General features: G+C 65.9%; 9 protein-coding genes. 5 read left to right on the forward strand and 4 right to left on the reverse strand.

Annotated features, from left to right (window positions below; all coding sequences use genetic code 11):
- Window positions 1-22 precede the first annotated feature (22 nt).
- Complete coding sequence (gene ku, locus ACSFA5_RS26305) at window positions 23-994, forward strand: non-homologous end joining protein Ku (RefSeq protein ID WP_435446990.1); 972 nt, start codon at window positions 23-25, stop codon at window positions 992-994.
- 15 nt (window positions 995-1009) lie between these two features.
- Entirely contained in the window at window positions 1010-3571 is a 2562-nt protein-coding gene (gene ligD, locus ACSFA5_RS26310; RefSeq protein WP_435446991.1) for a DNA ligase D, read from the forward strand.
- 138 nt (window positions 3572-3709) lie between these two features.
- Here ligD and ACSFA5_RS26315 read toward each other — a convergent pair whose 3' ends face one another.
- The gene (locus ACSFA5_RS26315) at window positions 3710-4525 is read right to left on the reverse strand and encodes a transglutaminase-like domain-containing protein (RefSeq protein WP_435446992.1); all 816 of its coding nucleotides are present in this window, start codon (window positions 4523-4525) and stop codon (window positions 3710-3712) included.
- A gap of 347 nt (window positions 4526-4872) precedes the next feature.
- Between ACSFA5_RS26315 and ACSFA5_RS26320 the strand changes: the two genes are divergently transcribed.
- Complete coding sequence (locus ACSFA5_RS26320) at window positions 4873-5025, forward strand: hypothetical protein (protein WP_435446993.1); 153 nt, start codon at window positions 4873-4875, stop codon at window positions 5023-5025.
- A gap of 32 nt (window positions 5026-5057) precedes the next feature.
- Window positions 5058-7244, forward strand: coding sequence for a catalase HPII (katE, locus tag ACSFA5_RS26325; protein WP_435447068.1), 2187 nt, complete (start codon window positions 5058-5060; stop codon window positions 7242-7244).
- 35 nt (window positions 7245-7279) lie between these two features.
- On the opposite strand, the gene ACSFA5_RS26330 is transcribed toward katE, so the two are convergent.
- Genes ACSFA5_RS26330 through ACSFA5_RS26340 form a run of 3 tightly spaced genes read right to left on the reverse strand, consistent with a single transcriptional unit; the run spans window position 7280 to window position 13862 of the window.
- Window positions 7280-8932 carry an SEL1-like repeat protein gene (locus ACSFA5_RS26330; RefSeq protein WP_435446994.1) on the reverse strand — a complete coding sequence of 551 codons (1653 nt, stop codon included), beginning with the start codon at window positions 8930-8932 and terminating at the stop codon, window positions 7280-7282.
- A 5-nt stretch (window positions 8933-8937) separates the two neighbouring features.
- Window positions 8938-11031: a phospholipase D-like domain-containing protein gene (locus ACSFA5_RS26335; protein WP_435446995.1), complete on the reverse strand. Its 2094-nt coding sequence runs from the start codon at window positions 11029-11031 to the stop codon at window positions 8938-8940.
- Window positions 11028-13862 (reverse strand): type VI secretion system Vgr family protein, encoded by a 2835-nt coding sequence (locus ACSFA5_RS26340; protein WP_435446996.1) that lies wholly within the window; start codon window positions 13860-13862, stop codon window positions 11028-11030. Before ACSFA5_RS26340 ends, ACSFA5_RS26335 begins: the two co-directional genes overlap by 4 nt.
- A gap of 392 nt (window positions 13863-14254) precedes the next feature.
- On the opposite strand from ACSFA5_RS26340, the gene ACSFA5_RS26345 reads away from it, so the two are divergent.
- Entirely contained in the window at window positions 14255-16336 is a 2082-nt protein-coding gene (locus ACSFA5_RS26345) for a CHAT domain-containing protein (RefSeq protein WP_435446997.1), read from the forward strand.

Here is a 16336-nt window from a genome sequence, read left to right on the forward strand (position 1 = left end):
CCGAGACCGAAGGAGTGTGCCCATGCCCGTCTCTCAAAAATCCCCTGCGCCGCGCGTCCTGTGGAAGGGTGCCATCAGCTTCGGCCTGGTCCACATTCCGGTCGCGCTCTACTCGGCCACCACCGACCACGGCATCGACTTCGACTGGCTTGACAAGCGCACCATGGACCCGGTCGGCTACAAGCGCATCAACAAGAAGACCGGCAAGGAAATCGCGCGCGAGCAGATCGTGAAGGGCATCGCCTACGAAGACGGCGAGTACGTCGTGCTCAGCGACAAGGAAATCGCGGCGGCCTACCCCAAGACCACGCAGACCATCGAGATCGAGACCTTCGTGCCGGCCGACGGCATTCCCTTCGTGTACCTGGAGCGGCCCTACTACGTGGCGCCCATCAACCGCGGCGCCAAGGTGTACGCCCTGCTGCGCGAGACCCTGCAGCGCAGCGGCCGCGTGGGGGTGGCGCGTGTGGTCATCCAGACCAAGCAGCACCTGGCCGTGCTGGTGCCCGTGGGCCCGGGGCTGGTGCTGAACCTGCTGCGCTGGGGCGCGGACATCCGCCCCTGGACCGACCTGCCGCTGCCCTCCGAAGACGTGAAGAAAGCGGGCCTGAGCGAGCGAGAGCTCAAGATGGCCAAGCAGCTGGTCGAAGACATGAGCGCCGAGTGGGACCCGAACGAATTCAAGGACGAGTTCAAGGACGAGATCCTGCGGCTGGTCGAGAAGAAGGTGAAGGCCGGCCAGACCGAAACCGTGACGCAGCCCGAGCCCGGGGAGGGGCAGGCCAGCGAAGGCGGCGGCGCCAAGATCATCGACCTCACCGAGCTGCTCCAGCGCAGCCTGCGCAAGGGCGGCGGCAAGGCCAAGGCAGCCGCCGACGACGAAGAGGAGGAAGAGGCCGAGGAACCCCCTCCCAAGGCCGCCGCGAAGAAGCGCAAGCCGGCCGCGAAGGCGGCTGGCAAGACCGCCGCCGCCAAGGCGCGCCGCGCTGCCTGACGCGGGCCGACCGCCATGGGCACGACCGCATCGGCCGCAAGCAAGGCGCTGGCGCGCTATCACGGCAAGCGCGACTTCACCCGCACGCCGGAGCCCAGGACCGGCGGCAAGCCAGGCAAGCCAGGCAAGGGCGTGCTGTCCTTCGTCATCCAGAAGCACCACGCGAGCCACCTGCACTACGACTTCAGGCTCGAGCTCGACGGCACGCTCAAGAGCTGGGCCGTGCCGAAGGGGCCTTGCCTCGACCCGACGGTAAAACGCATGGCGGTGCACGTGGAAGACCATCCGATTTCCTATGCGGACTTCGAGGGCACCATCCCGGCGAAGCAGTACGGCGCCGGCTCCGTCATCGTCTGGGACCGCGGCGACTGGCTGCCGGACGGCGACGCGCGCCAGGCGCTGGCCGCCGGCAAGCTCAAGTTCGAACTGCGCGGCGAGAAGCTGCACGGGCACTGGACGCTGGTGCGCATGCACGGCAAGGGCGACGAGGCGCATGAACCGTGGCTGCTCATCAAGGAGCGCGACGGCGAGGCGCGGCCGATCGGCGACTACGACGTGCTGGAAGCACAGCCCGCGAGCGTGATCACCGGGCTGGGCGTGGACCAAGTCGGCCAGCCGCCGAAGAAGGTCGCGACCCGGTCGCCCGCAAAGGAGGCCGCAGCAAAGAAAGCCGTCCCCAAGAAGGCCGCCCTCAAGGCGGCGAAGAAAGTCGCGCTGCCCGCCACCCTGCAGCCCCAACTCGCCACCCTCGCGACCGCGCCACCCGCTTCGCCCGACGGGTGGCTCTACGAACTCAAGTTCGACGGCTACCGCCTGCTGGCGCGCATCGACAAGGGCAAGGTGCGCTGCTTCACCCGCAACGGCCACGACTGGACGGCCAAACTGCCCGCGCTCGCCAAGGCGCTGGCGAAGCTGCCCACCGGCTCGGCCTGGCTGGACGGCGAGATCACCGTCGACGGCGAGAACGGCGCGCCCGACTTCCAGGCGCTGCAAAACGCCTTCGACAGCGGCGCGACGTCGTCCGTCGCGTACTGGCTGTTCGACGCGCCATTTCTCGACGGCGAAGACCTGCGCGAACTGCCCGTGGAGGAGCGCCGTGCACGGCTGGCAAAGTTGCTCGGCAAGAAGCCGCCCGCGTCGCTGCGCCTGAGCGAGGCCTTCGACGCGTCGCCGCACGACCTGCTGGCGTCGTCCGCGCGCATCGGCTTCGAGGGCATCGTGGGCAAGCTGAAGGGCTCGCCCTATGTGTCACGCCGCTCTGCCGACTGGATCAAGCTGAAGAACGAGCAGCGCCAGGAGTTCGTGATCGGCGGCTACACCGCGCCGAAGGGGTCGCGCACCGGCTTCGGCGCCTTGCTGCTGGGCGTGCACGACGAGGCCACCGGAAAACTGCGCTATTGCGGCAACGTGGGCACGGGCTTCGACGCGAACCGCCTTGCCGACATCAAGTCGCGCCTGGACAAGCTGGCCACCGACGACTGCCCCTTCGAGCCCAGGCCGAGCGGCGTGAAGGCGCAATGGGTCGAGCCCACGCTCGTGGCCGAGGTGTCGTTCGGCGAGTGGACGCGCGAGCACCGCGTGCGCCACTCGGTGTTTCAGGGCTTGCGTGCCGACAAGCCCGCGCGCGACATCCGGCGCGAACGGGCGCAGCCGGCCGCTGAATCCGCGCCATCGCCGAAGCGCAAGGAAGCAGGAACGCCCATGGCCCTCAAGATCAGCCACGCCGACCGCGTGATCGACACGCACAGCGGCATCACCAAGGGCGCGCTTGCCGCTTACTACGACAGCGTGGCCGCGCTCATGCTGCAGCACCTGCGCGGGCGCCCGGTGTCGCTGGTGCGCGCGCCCGAGGGCGTGGGCGGCGAACTGTTCTTCCAGAAGCACCTGCAGAACCGCGAGATCCCCGGCGTGAAGCTGCTCGACCCCGCGCTCGACCCGGGGCACGAGCCGCTGCTGCAGATCGACACGAAGACAGGGCTCATCGGCGCCGCGCAGATGAACGTGATCGAGCTGCACACCTGGAACGCCACCTCGCGCGCCATCGGCAAGCCCGACCGCATGACCTTCGACCTCGACCCGGGCGAGGGCGTGGCGTGGGGGCAGATCCAGGAGGCGGCGATGCTGGTGCGCACCCTGCTCGACGAACTGGGCCTGCCCTCGTTCCTGAAAACCAGCGGCGGCAAGGGGCTGCACGTGGTGGTGCCGGTGCGCCGCCAATACGACTGGGACACCGTCAAGGGCGTCTCGCAGGCCGTGGTCGTGCATCTGGCGAAGACCATTCCGCAGCGCTTCGTCGCCAAGAGCGGGCCGCGCAACCGGGTGGGCAAGGTGTTCGTCGATTACCTGCGCAACGGTTTCGGCGCGACCACGGTCGCTGCGTGGTCGGCGCGTTCACGGCCGGGGCTGGGGGTGTCGGTGCCGGTGGCGTGGGAAGAGCTGCCGGTGCTCACGAGCGCCTCGCAATGGACGGTGGCCAATGCGGCGGAGCGCTTCGCCATCGGCAACAAGCCCTGGGAAGCCATGGAGCGCAGCCGCAAGGGACTGGCCCCAGCGATGAAGCTGCTCGGCTACAAGTAGCGGACTGGTATTTCTCCCTCCCCCGCTGGGGGAGGGTCGGGGTGGGGGCACGACGGCCTCGACCTTCTCGCGGCGCTCGTTGGCCGCTGCCCCCATCCCAGCCTTCCCCCGGAAGGGGAAGGAGCAAATCCCAGGCTGCTAGAGCACTTCTTCCGTCGTCACATCGAAGCGCTGAAGCGTGTTCGCCCCGAACATCATCGTGATAGGCACGTCCGCCGCGTCGCGCCCGCGCGCGATCACGACGCGCCCGATGCGCGGCGTGTTGTGGCGCGCGTCGAAGGTGTGCCAGCGGTTGCCCAGGTACACCTCGAACCACGCGCTGAAGTCCATCGGGTAGCGCACCGGCGGAATGCCGATGTCGCCGAGGTAGCCCGTCACGTAGCGCGCCGGAATGTTCATGCAGCGGCACAGCGTGATCGCCAGGTGCGCAAAGTCGCGGCACACGCCCGTTCCCTCGCGAAAACCCTCCAGCGCGGTGCGCGTGGCGCGTGCGTTCTGGTAGTCGAAGCGCAGGTGCCGGTGCACGAAGTCGCAGATCGCCTGCACGCGCGACCAGCCCGGCGCCACATTCAGGAAGTTGGCCCAGGCGAACTGCAGCAGTTCGCTGTCGACCTCGCAGTAGCGGCTGGGCAGCACGAAAGGCAGCGTGGACACCGGCAGGTCGGCCGCCGCGTGCTCGATGGCACCGAAGTCGATGGGGTCGGGCCAGCCGGTGTCGTACACCACGGCTTGGTTGCGCAGGCGCACGCTGCTCACGCCGAACGGAATCTGCACGCGCGCGCAGTGGTTGTCGAAGCTGTCGCGGTAGTGGTCGGTCACCAGCGGCGGGCTGATGGTGATGTTCTCCGGGCCCTGCAGGTCCGCAGCCCGCGAGGGATGGACCTGCAGCATGTAGATCAATGCCGTGGGCGCGGTCACGCCGAGTTCGATGTCGAAGCCGATCCTGATCTGCATGGGTGTCTACTTTCTTCCCTGGGTGATCCGGGCAGTGCGGCCGGTGCGCGAGGCAAGGAACGACAAGCACGATTGATGCCGCCCCCGAGTCCCGTGCCCATGCTATGCGACGAAGGCGCCCACGCCCCACCGTCATGACGCCCGAACCCGCGTAGGCCGCCGCTCTTGGGGTGTCGGCGTGCTCCTACCGAAGCCGGCCGCTTTCTCCGACAAATGGGGAAGGGCGGCCACTACGGCCCCGGACCGCCGGGAAACATAACCTTGCATTTCGCTTGCAGCCACCGATTGCAAGCGCTTCAACCCGCCGCTCGACCCGGTTCATTCTGTTTGTTTCCTTGGAGGGAATCATGGACCTTTCTTCGCTTTTCGACACGCTCACCACCAGCACCTTGGGCGATGAGATCCTTGTGTGGTCCGTCGCCGCCGTGGCGGGCTGCATCTGCCTGGTGGCCGTGGTCAACGTGCTCGACATGTTCCTCGACAACAACGAAATGGGCTGAGCGCCCCTCCCATGAAAGACTCCAGGTCCACGATGACGCCACAGAACAAGGCCGCAGCCGGCCGCCGCACCGGTGCCTCCAAGGCGGGCGACGGCGGCAACGCCAAGCAGCAGCAGCTCGAAGGCTTCACCGTCGAGCATCCGGCGACCCTCACCACGAACCAGGGCCTGCAGATACCGGACAACCACAACTCGCTGAAGGCGGGCGTGCGCGGACCCACGCTGCTCGAAGACTTCATCCTGCGCGAGAAGATCACGCACTTCGACCACGAGCGCATTCCCGAGCGTGCCGTGCATGCGCGCGGCTCGGCGGCGCACGGCTACTTCCAGGTCTACAAGTCGATGTCGCAGTTCACATGCGCCGATTTCCTGCAGGACCCGGATGCGAAGACGCCCGTTTTCGTGCGCTTCTCCACCGTGGCGGGCTCGCGCGGTTCGGCCGACACCGTGCGCGACGTGCGCGGCTTCGCCGTCAAGTTCTACACCCGCGAAGGCAACTACGACCTGGTGGGCAACAACATTCCGGTGTTCTTCATCCAGGACGCGATGAAGTTCCCCGACCTCATCCACGCCGTCAAGCCCGAGCCGCACCACGAGATGCCGCAGGCCGCGAGCGCGCACGACACCTTCTGGGACTTCGCCTCGCTGATGCCCGAGAGCACCCACATGCTGATGTGGGCCATGAGCGACCGCGCCATTCCGCGCAGCCTGCGCATGATGGAAGGCTTCGGCGTGCACACCTTCCGCTTCATCAACAGCCGCGGCGAAAGCCACTTCGTCAAGTTCCACTGGAAGCCCAAGCTCGGCGTGCACGGCCTGGTGTGGGACGAGGCACAGAAGATCGCCGGCAAGGACGCGGACTTTCACCGCCGCGACCTGTGGGAAGCCATCGAGAGCGGCCACTTCCCCGAATGGGAGCTCGGCGTGCAGATGATCCCGGCCGACAAGGAGCATTCGCTCGGCTTCGACCTGCTCGACCCCACCAAGCTGATCCCCGAGGAAATGGTGCCGGTGCAGAAGATCGGCCGGTTGGTGCTCAACCGCAACCCCGACAACTTCTTCGCCGAGACCGAGCAGGTGGCCTTCCATCCGGGCCACGTGGTGCCTGGCATCGACTTCAGCAACGACCCGCTGCTGCAGGGCCGCCTGTTCTCGTACACCGACACGCAGATCTCACGCCTGGGCGGCGCCAACTTCCACGAGCTGCCGATCAACAAGGCCGTGTGCCCGTTCCACAACATGCAGCGCGACGGCATGCACCGCCAGAGCATCGCGCGCGGCCAGGTGGCCTACGAGCCCAACACGCTGGGCAGCGGCACCGAGTTTCGCGTGGACGGCGGCAGCAACGGCTTCCAGTCGTTCCCCGAAGAGATCGACCCGCCCAAGGTGCGCCGCCGCAGCCCGTCGTTCGACGACCACTTCACGCAGGCGCGCCTGTTCTTCAACAGCCAGAGCGCGCCCGAGAAGGAGCACATCATCGCGGCCTTCCGCTTCGAGCTGTCCAAGCTCGAAGTTCCGGCCATCCGCCAGCGCATGGTCGACAACCTGGCGCACGTGGACGAGAAGCTCGCACGCCGCGTGGCCGAGCCGCTGGGCATCGGCGAGCCCGATGCCAAGGCGGCCGCGGGCCGCGCGGGCTTTCGCGACCACCGCATGTCGTTGCCCATCGACGAATCGCCGGCGCTCAGCATGGCCGACACCGGCGACGGCTCCATTCGCACGCGCAAGATCGCCATTCTGGTGGCCGACGGTGTCGACTCGGCCTCGCTGAAACCGATTCGCGAGGCGCTGGAGCAGGCCGGCGCGCAATGCAAGGTGGTGGGCCCGCGCCTGGGCACCGTGGCCAGCGCGTCGAAGCGGCAGATCGATGTGGACATGACGTTCTCGAACACGCCCTCGGTGATGTTCGACGCGGTGCTGGTGCCCGCCGGCAGCGAAGCCGCTGCAACGATGTCGGGCATCGGCGACGCGGTGCACTTCGTGCTGGAGGCCTACAAGCACTGCAAGGCGATCTGCACGGTGGGCGACGGCGTGAAGCTGCTGTCGACGCTGGGCATCACGCCGGAGTCCGACGCGCCTGCAGGTGTCGTCGTGGCGGCCACGCCTGTCACCAACATGGGCGACAGCACGGCCGCCACGCAGATCGCGCAAGACTTCATCGCGGCGATTGCGAAGCACCGGCATTGGGACAGGGCGAATGTGGACGCGGTGCCGGCGTAGGCAAAAGGGAGCAGCAGAGAAGCAGAGGCGAATGGCTAGAGGGCGATCGGGGTCGACGTGATGTGCACATGCCCCGAGGCATCCGCCTGATTGGCATCGCCCACCCAATGCCATCGGATGTCCCTGGCCGCCACCGTGATGCCGCCCGCTTCGCGCAGCGTGGTCGGGTCCGGGAACGGTTGGCCCTTTTCCATGTAGGTTTGCTGCCACTGCGCGTGGAACACCGCGTGGTGCGCGTGCTCTTGCTTCAGTCGCGCAGACCAGATGCCGGTCTGCGGACAGCGCACGGTCCCGCTACAACTGCGGGGCATTTCAGGTGCAGGTACATACCGCGCAACGCCCTGCGCAACATAAGGATGGACCGGTGACACCTGCTGAACCGGCAGGCCCTTGTAGTCCCAGGACACGGCGCCATAGCCGGGCGGAATCTGTTCGGCCAGACTTGGAAGAGACTCGCCACGTTCGAAATGTTGCGGTGCCTGTGCTGCGTTCCAGTCGCGTTGCCAGTCACCCCGCACCACATCGATCCTGGGTTGCCAGTAGCCGGTGAAGTGAGCGTGCTGTTTGGTTGTGAGGCTCCACGGCCTGCCGTGGTTGTCGAAGGCGTTCTCGCCGGGTGGCAATGTGATATTGCTGGGCAGTACATGGCCTTGAGGAACATGAGCACGGCCGGTGCGGTTGGCCCCTGGTGTGGCGGGTGTCGGGTGCTTGACGATGACCGCTTTCGCTGCGTCGATCAACGTCTCGCGCTTGCCGTCCCAGAAGGGCAGCGCCGCGGGCGGCAGGGGCAGGACCTTGTCGAGATTGGGGAGGCGGAGGTCTGGGTTGAGTTCGAGGGCCGCTGCAATGGTGCTGTAGCGCTCGGCACGCGCGCGGTCAATAAGGTTGAAAGTCAATGGATCAACATCGTCAAAGGAGGCAAACAAATAACTGGCGGCGTCGCTGCTCCCGAATTTCACGCCTTCATGCAGAACGGCAAGCGCTCGGGCGTAATTCTTGTCAACAAGATTGAGCGTTTGCCCCAGCTTGTAGGCAGCCTCCCCATGTCCTTGTGCAAACGCGCACTCCAGCATCTTGATGCCAACCTTGCTGTTGCCCCAGACGCCCATTTGGGCATCGTCATAGGCTGCGTCTAATTTGTAGCCGAGATATGTCTGAGCTCCAGGGCTGCCCATATCCGCTGCGAGTTGCCAGAACCCGTAGGCCCTGTCGATGTCCCGTTTGACCCCGATGCCACTCTGGTGATAAGTGCCCATCTTGTCGAAGGCGCCTGGCACATCCTGCTTCATCAGCCCTTCAACCATCTGCACCGCCCGTTCGGCATCACGTTGCACGCCTAGGCCGCGCTCATAAAAGCCCGCAAGATTCATCGAGGCCTTCCAATGGCCCTTGGCTGCAGCCTGCTCCCAAAGCTGAGCCGCCGTCCTGTAGTCGCGCTGGTTGGGCCATAGTTCGTTGCTGGTCACCGCCATACCTTGCTGGAACAGAACTTCAACTTCGTTCGTGATCGGCGCCAGCTTGGACGCTTCATGCACGCAGGCGAAATCGGTACGGTGTGGATTGAAGGCCTTCAGGCCCATGTTGCGGGGTAGATCGTTCATGGTGCAGTCTGTCAGGATGAAAGGAATCAGCAGCGCAGGCCAGGCTGAGCGCGGATAGGAAATGTCGCAAAGGCGGAATAGCTTCATGGCGATCAGCCCAGGCGAATACTGCTGACGCGGTCATCCTGGAACGCGACAAGAAAGCAGGACGGGCTTAGGCCTTGTTTTTTGTTAAGCAGGTTGTCCCACGCTGCTTTTTGCCATTTCTGAAATGTGTTGAACATCACCTTCTGATCCGTCGCATCCCCCCCCGCGAACTTCCCGTCGGTATGCTGCCCCCACACCCGTTCGCGCAAATTCGTGGCCGTCACCGCATCGTCGCTGGCGATATTGATCTCGCTGTCCACCGCGAAGCTGCGCAGGTTCAGGTTGGCACTTCCCAGCGTGAACATGCTGTCGTCGATGATCATCAGCTTGCTGTGGATGTAGATCTCGCGATAGCGCGCCTTGTACAGCGTGTCGCTCATGCTCTTGATGCGCTGGCGGTTGTGGCTGATGTCTTGTCCGCTCTTGTCGTAAGTCGACGTGCTGCTCCACTCCTTGAGCCTGCCCAGATCTCCTTGTTGCTTGCTTTGCCAGTTCGTGTCGAAAGTCCAAAGACTGGCCACCAACGAGCGCATGGCGAACTGGCCCTCCAGCTCCTTGCGCGCCGTCTCGTCGTCCTTGCCGCCGCCTGCGTCCTTGTAGGCTTGGGCAATGCTGGAAAGGGGCGCTGGCGGCGGGATCAGTAGCGGATCGCTGCTCCGCCTGCGGGCCTCTTGCACGGCTTCGTGGCGCGCGATTTCTTCTTCCACCATCTTCGCCTGATGGGGCATGGACGAACCATGCCCCAGTTCCGTCACGGTGTCGTGCGTGCGCGGCACCATCTGCGCACGCTCCGGCGTCGGCGTCACGACCATCACATGCAGCTTGGGCACGTCGGCCATGTCCAGCTTGCCCTTCTGGCAATCTGCGACTTGCTTCGCACGCAGGCGCTTGAGTTCCTTGACCCAGGCCGCGTGCTGGAAGTACTGGTTCTCTACATACAGATAGTGGCGCGCAAAACTGATCGCTTGGTCATAGAGGCGGTGGATGGACTTTTCGCTGCCATCGGCGGCAGGCAAGGTGCGCAGGATCTGCGCTTTCTGGCGGGGGGCTACCAGGTTCCTGGTCAGGTTCGCAGGTGTCGCCTTGAAATCGAATGTGCGGTTCACGTTGCTGCCCGCACCTTTGCCGTTGGCGTCGGCCTTGTTCCACGCCTCGGTGAAGTTCTTGCACACCACGGCCAGCACCTCGCCTTCGATACGGCAACCGTAGTCCTGGTAGGGCTTCAGGCCGGGCTTTGCATCGTTCGCGCCCTCCCAGCTTTTGCCGCGCCGGGGGTCGTCGAAGGTGTGGGACGTCGTATCCCAATAGTCGGTGACCGAGTTCAGGCCGAGCACGTAGCCGCAGGGTTTGTCGCCCTCGTAGTCGATGACGATGGTTTTCTGATGATGCGTGGCCAGGTACTCGAAGCCCAGGCGCTCGATGCGGCCCAGTCCCTTGGCGCTCGCTTCGGCCTGCAGGCTGGTCATCACGTCGGCATGAACGCCGCCGCGCGTGCGCAGTGAGATGCCTTTGTGCGCTCCCGCCGCGACATCTCTGTACCAGTACGAATTGAATACCTCTCGCCGGTCGCGCGCCTCGATGGGGTCGGCCAGTGAAGGCGTCTCGCCATGCGGTGACACGCCAGCAGACATGCCGCGCCGGGCCGCAGTTTTCAACACGTAGGGGGCTTCTTTCTTGTAGCCCGGCATGTTGTTCACGGCGGCGCTGCCAATGAAGTCGTACCACACCAGAAGACGCACCTGCACCGGCTTGCCGTTGTTGAACTTTCCCTGCGCAGCCCCCAGCAGCAGATCGCCCCAGGTGTCGCCGCGCGGCCATTGGTCGCCCGTGCCGCGTGTGAGTTCCATCGCCGGATCGAAGCCCCAGCACACGAGGTCGATGCTGTGCTGTGCTTTTCGGATGTCGGTCGCGATCTGCTTGAAAGTTTCTTCGCCGCAGATGCAGAGCCGCAGATTGTTGTGGTTGAGGACCGGCGACTTCTCGTCCTCGCCCTTCTTCTCCAGGAGCCATTGCGCGCTGCCGATGGCGACGCCTGTGGCGGTGCACAAAGGCACCGTCGATGGGTGCTGGGTATCGTTCATGGGTTGCGGGTCGCTCATGGGTTGCCTTCTTCGTCGCTGTGACGCAGGTAGTGCTGCATCCGGTTTCTGGTGTCGCCGTGCGCCGCGCGATACCCGGCGGCAGCCAGCCTGTCATCGTTGGATTTCAGCTGCGCCCTGACGGGCAATTCGTATTCGTTGCCGTTTGAAAGCCGGACCTTGTAGGAGGTCGTAGCGCTCTGGTGGTCTTCAATGAGCACTCGCCCATCGGCATCGGTGATGCCGTCGGCCACTTTTGCACCGTCTCTGAACAAGGTGTAGGGCTCCAGGCCCAGCGGCCGGCCGTCTTGCGCGTGCGAAATCAGCACGAAGCTCAGCGTCCCTTTTTCCTTGAGGTCCAGGCTCGACAGGCCGCTCACCGACCGGGTGGGTGCGTTCTTCGGTCCGACCATGCTGTGCACGGCGGCGTATTCCACGTGCTTGCCGGAGGTGGCTTCTTCGATGCCTGCTGCGTTCAGGCGGATCGTGCTTCCGCCGCCATTGAGCACCAGCTCCTCTTTGGCGGTGATGGTGATGCGGTTGGCGACCTGAACGATATCGAGCTTGGCCAGGATGTTGATGCTCTCCTTGAGCGCCTTGATATCGATGTTGCCGCCGAATGCGAAGAGCCTCATGCCTGCCTGGTAGGCAAAGAGCCGAACCGCCTGTCTGGCGCTGACCAGAAAGCTCTTTGCTGCGGAGATGCTGGTGTGCCCTCCACTGGTCAGGGCGTTGTGCTCGACGCTGGCGATGTGGGTCGACTTGGACGTGGTGCTCGCTATGCCTGCGGGGCTCGCCAATACGAGATGCGGCTCGGCCAGCTCGGGGAAACCGTCTTTGCTTGCGGGTGTGCCGCCCTTGATGGCGTCGTTCTGCACCTTGAGGGCCTGAGTGACTTCGTCCTGATCTCCCGAGGAATGCGCTTCGGCCTGCAGCGCGGAGCCGGACAAGCCTTCGTGATGTTCTCTGGCCTGCGTCAGCCGTGCCGTTGTTTCGCTCATGTCGGTGATGTGGGCCCTGGCGTTGGCTCGCCCCTCGGTGGTGATCAACAAGCCTTGGGCGGCACGAATGGCACCGTGACCATCGGTGCGCAGTTCCACGCCTTCACCCCGAAGGTCCTTGCGCCCCGCGTTGTCTTCGATGCGCGCGATGTGCCCCATGCTCAGCTGGCTGTGCCCATGGTCGCTCTTGAGCTGCACCTGGATCTTGCCGCTCGTGTCGTCGAACGAGAGGTGGTTGCTGCGGCCGGCCGCGCTGTTGCCGCCCTGCTCGATCAGCTCACGACTCCGGTAACCCGACAACGCCTGCTGGTCCGGCAGATTCCAGGACGGCTTGTTCGACTGGTTGTAAGCCTGCCCGATGCAGATGGGCTGGTCGGGATCGCTCCCAATGAAGCCGATGGTCACCTCCTGCCCGATGCGAGGGATATGAACGGTGCCCTGCTGGTTGCCCGCCCCCGACGAAGTCACACGGATCCAGCAGGAACTGTGCTGGTCCTTCCTGCCGATGCGGTCCCACGGAAACTGCACCTTGATGCGGGCGTACTCATCGGTCCAGATGTTCTGGCCCGGCGGGCCGACGACCACCGCGGTGTGCAGGCCGTGGGTGAGCGGCCTGGCCTGCGTCGGCGCGGGACGCAGCGGCTCGGTCATCTGGTGCGCGGCAAAGTCGACTTCCACTCTCCACTGCTGCTTGCGGCCGGGAGAGGCGTCGCCGACCTGACTGTCCTGGGCGATATCTTCGATCAGGAAGCGGGTGTCCAGGATCAGGTACTCGGTGTTGGCCTTCTGGCGCGGATGTTTCTGCAGCAGGAAGCTGCAGCCGGGCACCATGCCGCGCAGGTTGCCGCTGGCCCGGGCCCTGGCGCCGTGCGTGCACAGGGCCTGCACGCGAAGCAGGGCGAGTTGCCGCCCTTCGGCGTGCGGATCGTTCGCCTCGCTGGCGCCGGCGCGAGGCTGCGCGTAGTGGCTGCCGGCCGCGCTGCCTTCGTGCCATTGATACACCTCGCCGTCGGCCTGGCCGCTGTGGCGTGGATCGCTGCGGCCAACGCTCAGGTCGGCCCCGGGGCGCGTGTAGTCGTAGTTGCGGGTCGCGTACCTGCCGCTCGTCAGTTGGTAGTGTGAAACGAAGCTGCTGACGTATTCCGCGTCCGCCTTCCAGCCGGGGGCGTGGTACTCGACCTCCTGGTAGGCGGCGCTGTCGTTCTTCTTGTAGGCGCCCATGTTGTCGATCAGCACGAGCCGGTGCTTGCCTTCGCCGTGCTCGAAGAAGTAGCTGATGCCCCATTTCTGGCACAGGCGGCTGAAGAACGCGAAGTCGCTCTCGTTGAACTGGACCTGGTAGTCGCGCGGCGGGTAGGTCTCGATCAGGCGCTTGTCGACGGGAAAGTTGTAGTCGGCCAGGAGTTCGTCGAGGATCTGAACGACAGTCTTGTTCTGAAAGATCTTGCAGTCGGTGGTCAGGGTGGCGCAGTGCAGCCAGGGGCGCAGGGTGAGCTTGTATTGCACGTGGCGGCCTTCTTCGCCCACCACCTCGACGCCGGTGATCTGGGCGTTGATCTGGCGCACGCCTGCGCCGATGCCGTCGACCGAGGCGCCCACTGCACCGGGCAAGAACTGGCCCGCGCCGTCGAGCTGGATGCTGCAGGAGATATCGCAACCGATGAAGGTGTCGGCGTCGAAGTCCATCGCCCCACTGGCCCCGAGGTTCAGGGCATCGGGGGTCTTGAGCAGCAGTTCGTAGGCGAACAGGCTGTCGAGCCCTTCATGCCCGGCCAGGCGGACCGGTTCCAGCGTCGGCTGTCCGAGAAGCAAGGGAATGGCGGGAGACTGAACTGAGAGCGTGCGCTGCATCGCGATCTTTCATGAGGGAAAAGAGATCGCGCAGTTTGCGAGCGCTCATCGACCCGCATTGCGAACAATCGTCACCCACCCGTGAAACCAGCGCATGCCTCCCGAATACGCCGTGCAATGTGTGACGGATTCGACAACATCAATGCAGACATGCCAATCGGCCCGTAGTCCTTTTGCGCTAGACCTTCTTGCGAATAGGCGCGACAAAGCCCCCCTCCTAGACTTTCCCCACGAGGCCCGAACGGCGCGCACTTCTGCGACGCCGGCGGCCCGCTTCCGGCGGGCACACATGGGCCATGTGCGGGGGTCCAATGGCTTGGTTTTCGAGATGGGGATGTGAACGCCCGGCGCGCCTTCGTGCGCGTGCCGCAGGTGCACTGGGTCTTGCGTGCATGCTGGCCATGGGCTTCGGTCCGTCGGCATCGGCGCAGCAGCAGCCGTCGGCGCAGGCGGTCTCGAATGCCGAGGCCGCGGGCAGCAAGATGGAACAGGCCCGGCTCGACGACACCGACACCCTGCTGGCGCTGACCAGCCAGGGCGCCGTGCTGTACGGCGACGACGCGGTCAAGCTCTCGGGCTACCAGTACTGCAGCCAGGCCGTCGCATTGGCCGAGGCCGGCGAGTTTCGCCAGAGCGTGCGCGCCGCCAGCAAGGCGCTGCACCTGGCCGGCGCCACCAACGACCCCAACCTGCTGGCCATGGCCAACCGGGACCTGGCTATCGTCTACAGCTACTCCGGCCAGCTCGAGAAGGCCGAGGAGTTCGCGCGCGAAGCGCTGCGCCACCCGGCGCGCGATCCCAAGCTGGTGGTCGGCCCGGTGCAGAAAGTGATCGGCGACGTGCGCACGCGCCGCGGCGATTTCGCGGGCGCGGTGCTCAGCTACGACGAGGCACTGGCCAACAGCTCGGCGCGCTACGCGCCGCTGGTGCAGGCCTCGCTGGTCAACGCGTTGATCGAGTCGGGCGACCCGGTGCGCGCACGGCAGGTGCTCGGCACCATGGCGCCGCCCAGGGACGCACCGCTCACCGCCCTGCTCGACCGCACCCGCGCGCGCCTGCTGCTGGCCGAAAACAAGCCGGGCGAGGCGCGCGACATGTACCGCGCGCTCACCGCGCGCCAGGTCGGTGCCGACACCGAGTACTACCGCCTCTGGGCCTGGGACGGCGTGGCGCGCAGCGAACTGGCGCTGGGCCAGAAGCAGGCCGCCGCCGAAGCCGTGGGCCGTGCGCTGGGCGACGTCGACAAGGTGCGTGCCAGGTTCCGCAGCGAAGAATTCAAGATGGGCCTGTTCTCCGACCTGCAGTCGGTGTTCGAGCGCGGCGTGGCCATCTACAGCGACGCGGGCGATGCGCGCGCCGCCTTCGAGGTGAGCGAGCACAGCCGCTCGCGCGCGCTGCTCGACGCGGTGCGCGGCCGCGCGAAGATCAGCGAGCAGGCCGCCACCACCATCGACCTTGCCGCGCTGCAGCGCACGCTGGCGCCCGACGAGCGCGTGGTGCAGTTCCACGCGCTGCCCGACCGCCTGGTGGTGTGGATCGTGAGCCCCGACGGCATCGCCGAGAAGACGGTGGCGGTCAAGCGCGACGACCTGACCGAGCTGGTCGAGACCTTCCGCAACGCCATCGTGCGCGGCCGCCGCACGGCCATTGCCAATGCCGACAAGCTGGGCGCCGCGCTGCTCGGGCCGCTCGGCCTGGTGCCGGGGCAGCGGTTGATCGTGGTGCCGCACGGCCCGCTGCACTACCTGCCGTTCCAGGCGCTGCGGCTGGACGGGCGCTACGTCATCGAGACGCACCCGGTGGCCGTGGCGCCGTCGATCAGCATCGCGGTGCAGCTGGCGCAGCGCACGCCGCGCGTGAACGCCGCGCTGGTGGCCTTCGGCAATCCGCGCATCGAGGACAAGTACGACCTGCCCGGCGCCGAGACCGAGGTGAAGCAGCTCGCGCAGCTGTTCCCGCGCAACACGGTGTACATGGGCGCGGCCGCCACCAAGACCCAGTTCCGCGACGTGGCGGCGCGCTCGCCGCTGATGCACGTGGCGGCGCATGCGGAGGCCGATGCGGTCGATCCGCTGTACTCGCGCATCCTGCTGGCCAACGAGGGCGGCAAGCAAAACTTTCTCGAGGCCCACGAGATCCTCGGCCTGCCGATGGAGGGCACCGCGCTGGTCACGCTGTCGGCCTGCGAGTCGGGCCTGGGGCGCATCGCGCAGGGCGACGAGGTGCTGGGCTTCACGCGCTCGTTTCTTTCGGCCGGTAGCTCCAGCCTGATCGCGTCGCTGTGGCCGGTGTCGGACGACGCGACCGCGGTGCTCATGAGCACGCTCTACGGCGAACTGGCCAAGGGCCGCGACATCCAGAAGGCGATGCAGGCCGGGCAACTCGCCGTGTTGAAGGACCCCAAGATGTCGCACCCCTTCTTCTGGGCGCCGTTCAACCTGATCGGCAACTGGCGCCTCACCGTGGGAAGTTGA

The sequence above is a fragment of the Variovorax monticola genome (assembly GCF_051216855.1).
Classification (GTDB): Bacteria; Pseudomonadota; Gammaproteobacteria; order Burkholderiales; family Burkholderiaceae_C; genus Variovorax.

Coding starts and splice junctions, on each gene's coding strand:
- ku (WP_435446990.1), top strand. CDS start 23: ATGCCCGTCTCTCAAAAATCCCCTGCGCCGCGCGTCCTGTGGAAGGGT.
- ligD (WP_435446991.1), top strand. CDS start 1,010: ATGGGCACGACCGCATCGGCCGCAAGCAAGGCGCTGGCGCGCTATCAC.
- ACSFA5_RS26315 (WP_435446992.1), bottom strand. CDS start 4,525: ATGCAGATCAGGATCGGCTTCGACATCGAACTCGGCGTGACCGCGCCC.
- ACSFA5_RS26320 (WP_435446993.1), top strand. CDS start 4,873: ATGGACCTTTCTTCGCTTTTCGACACGCTCACCACCAGCACCTTGGGC.
- katE (WP_435447068.1), top strand. CDS start 5,058: ATGACGCCACAGAACAAGGCCGCAGCCGGCCGCCGCACCGGTGCCTCC.
- ACSFA5_RS26330 (WP_435446994.1), bottom strand. CDS start 8,932: ATGAAGCTATTCCGCCTTTGCGACATTTCCTATCCGCGCTCAGCCTGG.
- ACSFA5_RS26335 (WP_435446995.1), bottom strand. CDS start 11,031: ATGAGCGACCCGCAACCCATGAACGATACCCAGCACCCATCGACGGTG.
- ACSFA5_RS26340 (WP_435446996.1), bottom strand. CDS start 13,862: ATGCAGCGCACGCTCTCAGTTCAGTCTCCCGCCATTCCCTTGCTTCTC.
- ACSFA5_RS26345 (WP_435446997.1), top strand. CDS start 14,255: ATGCTGGCCATGGGCTTCGGTCCGTCGGCATCGGCGCAGCAGCAGCCG.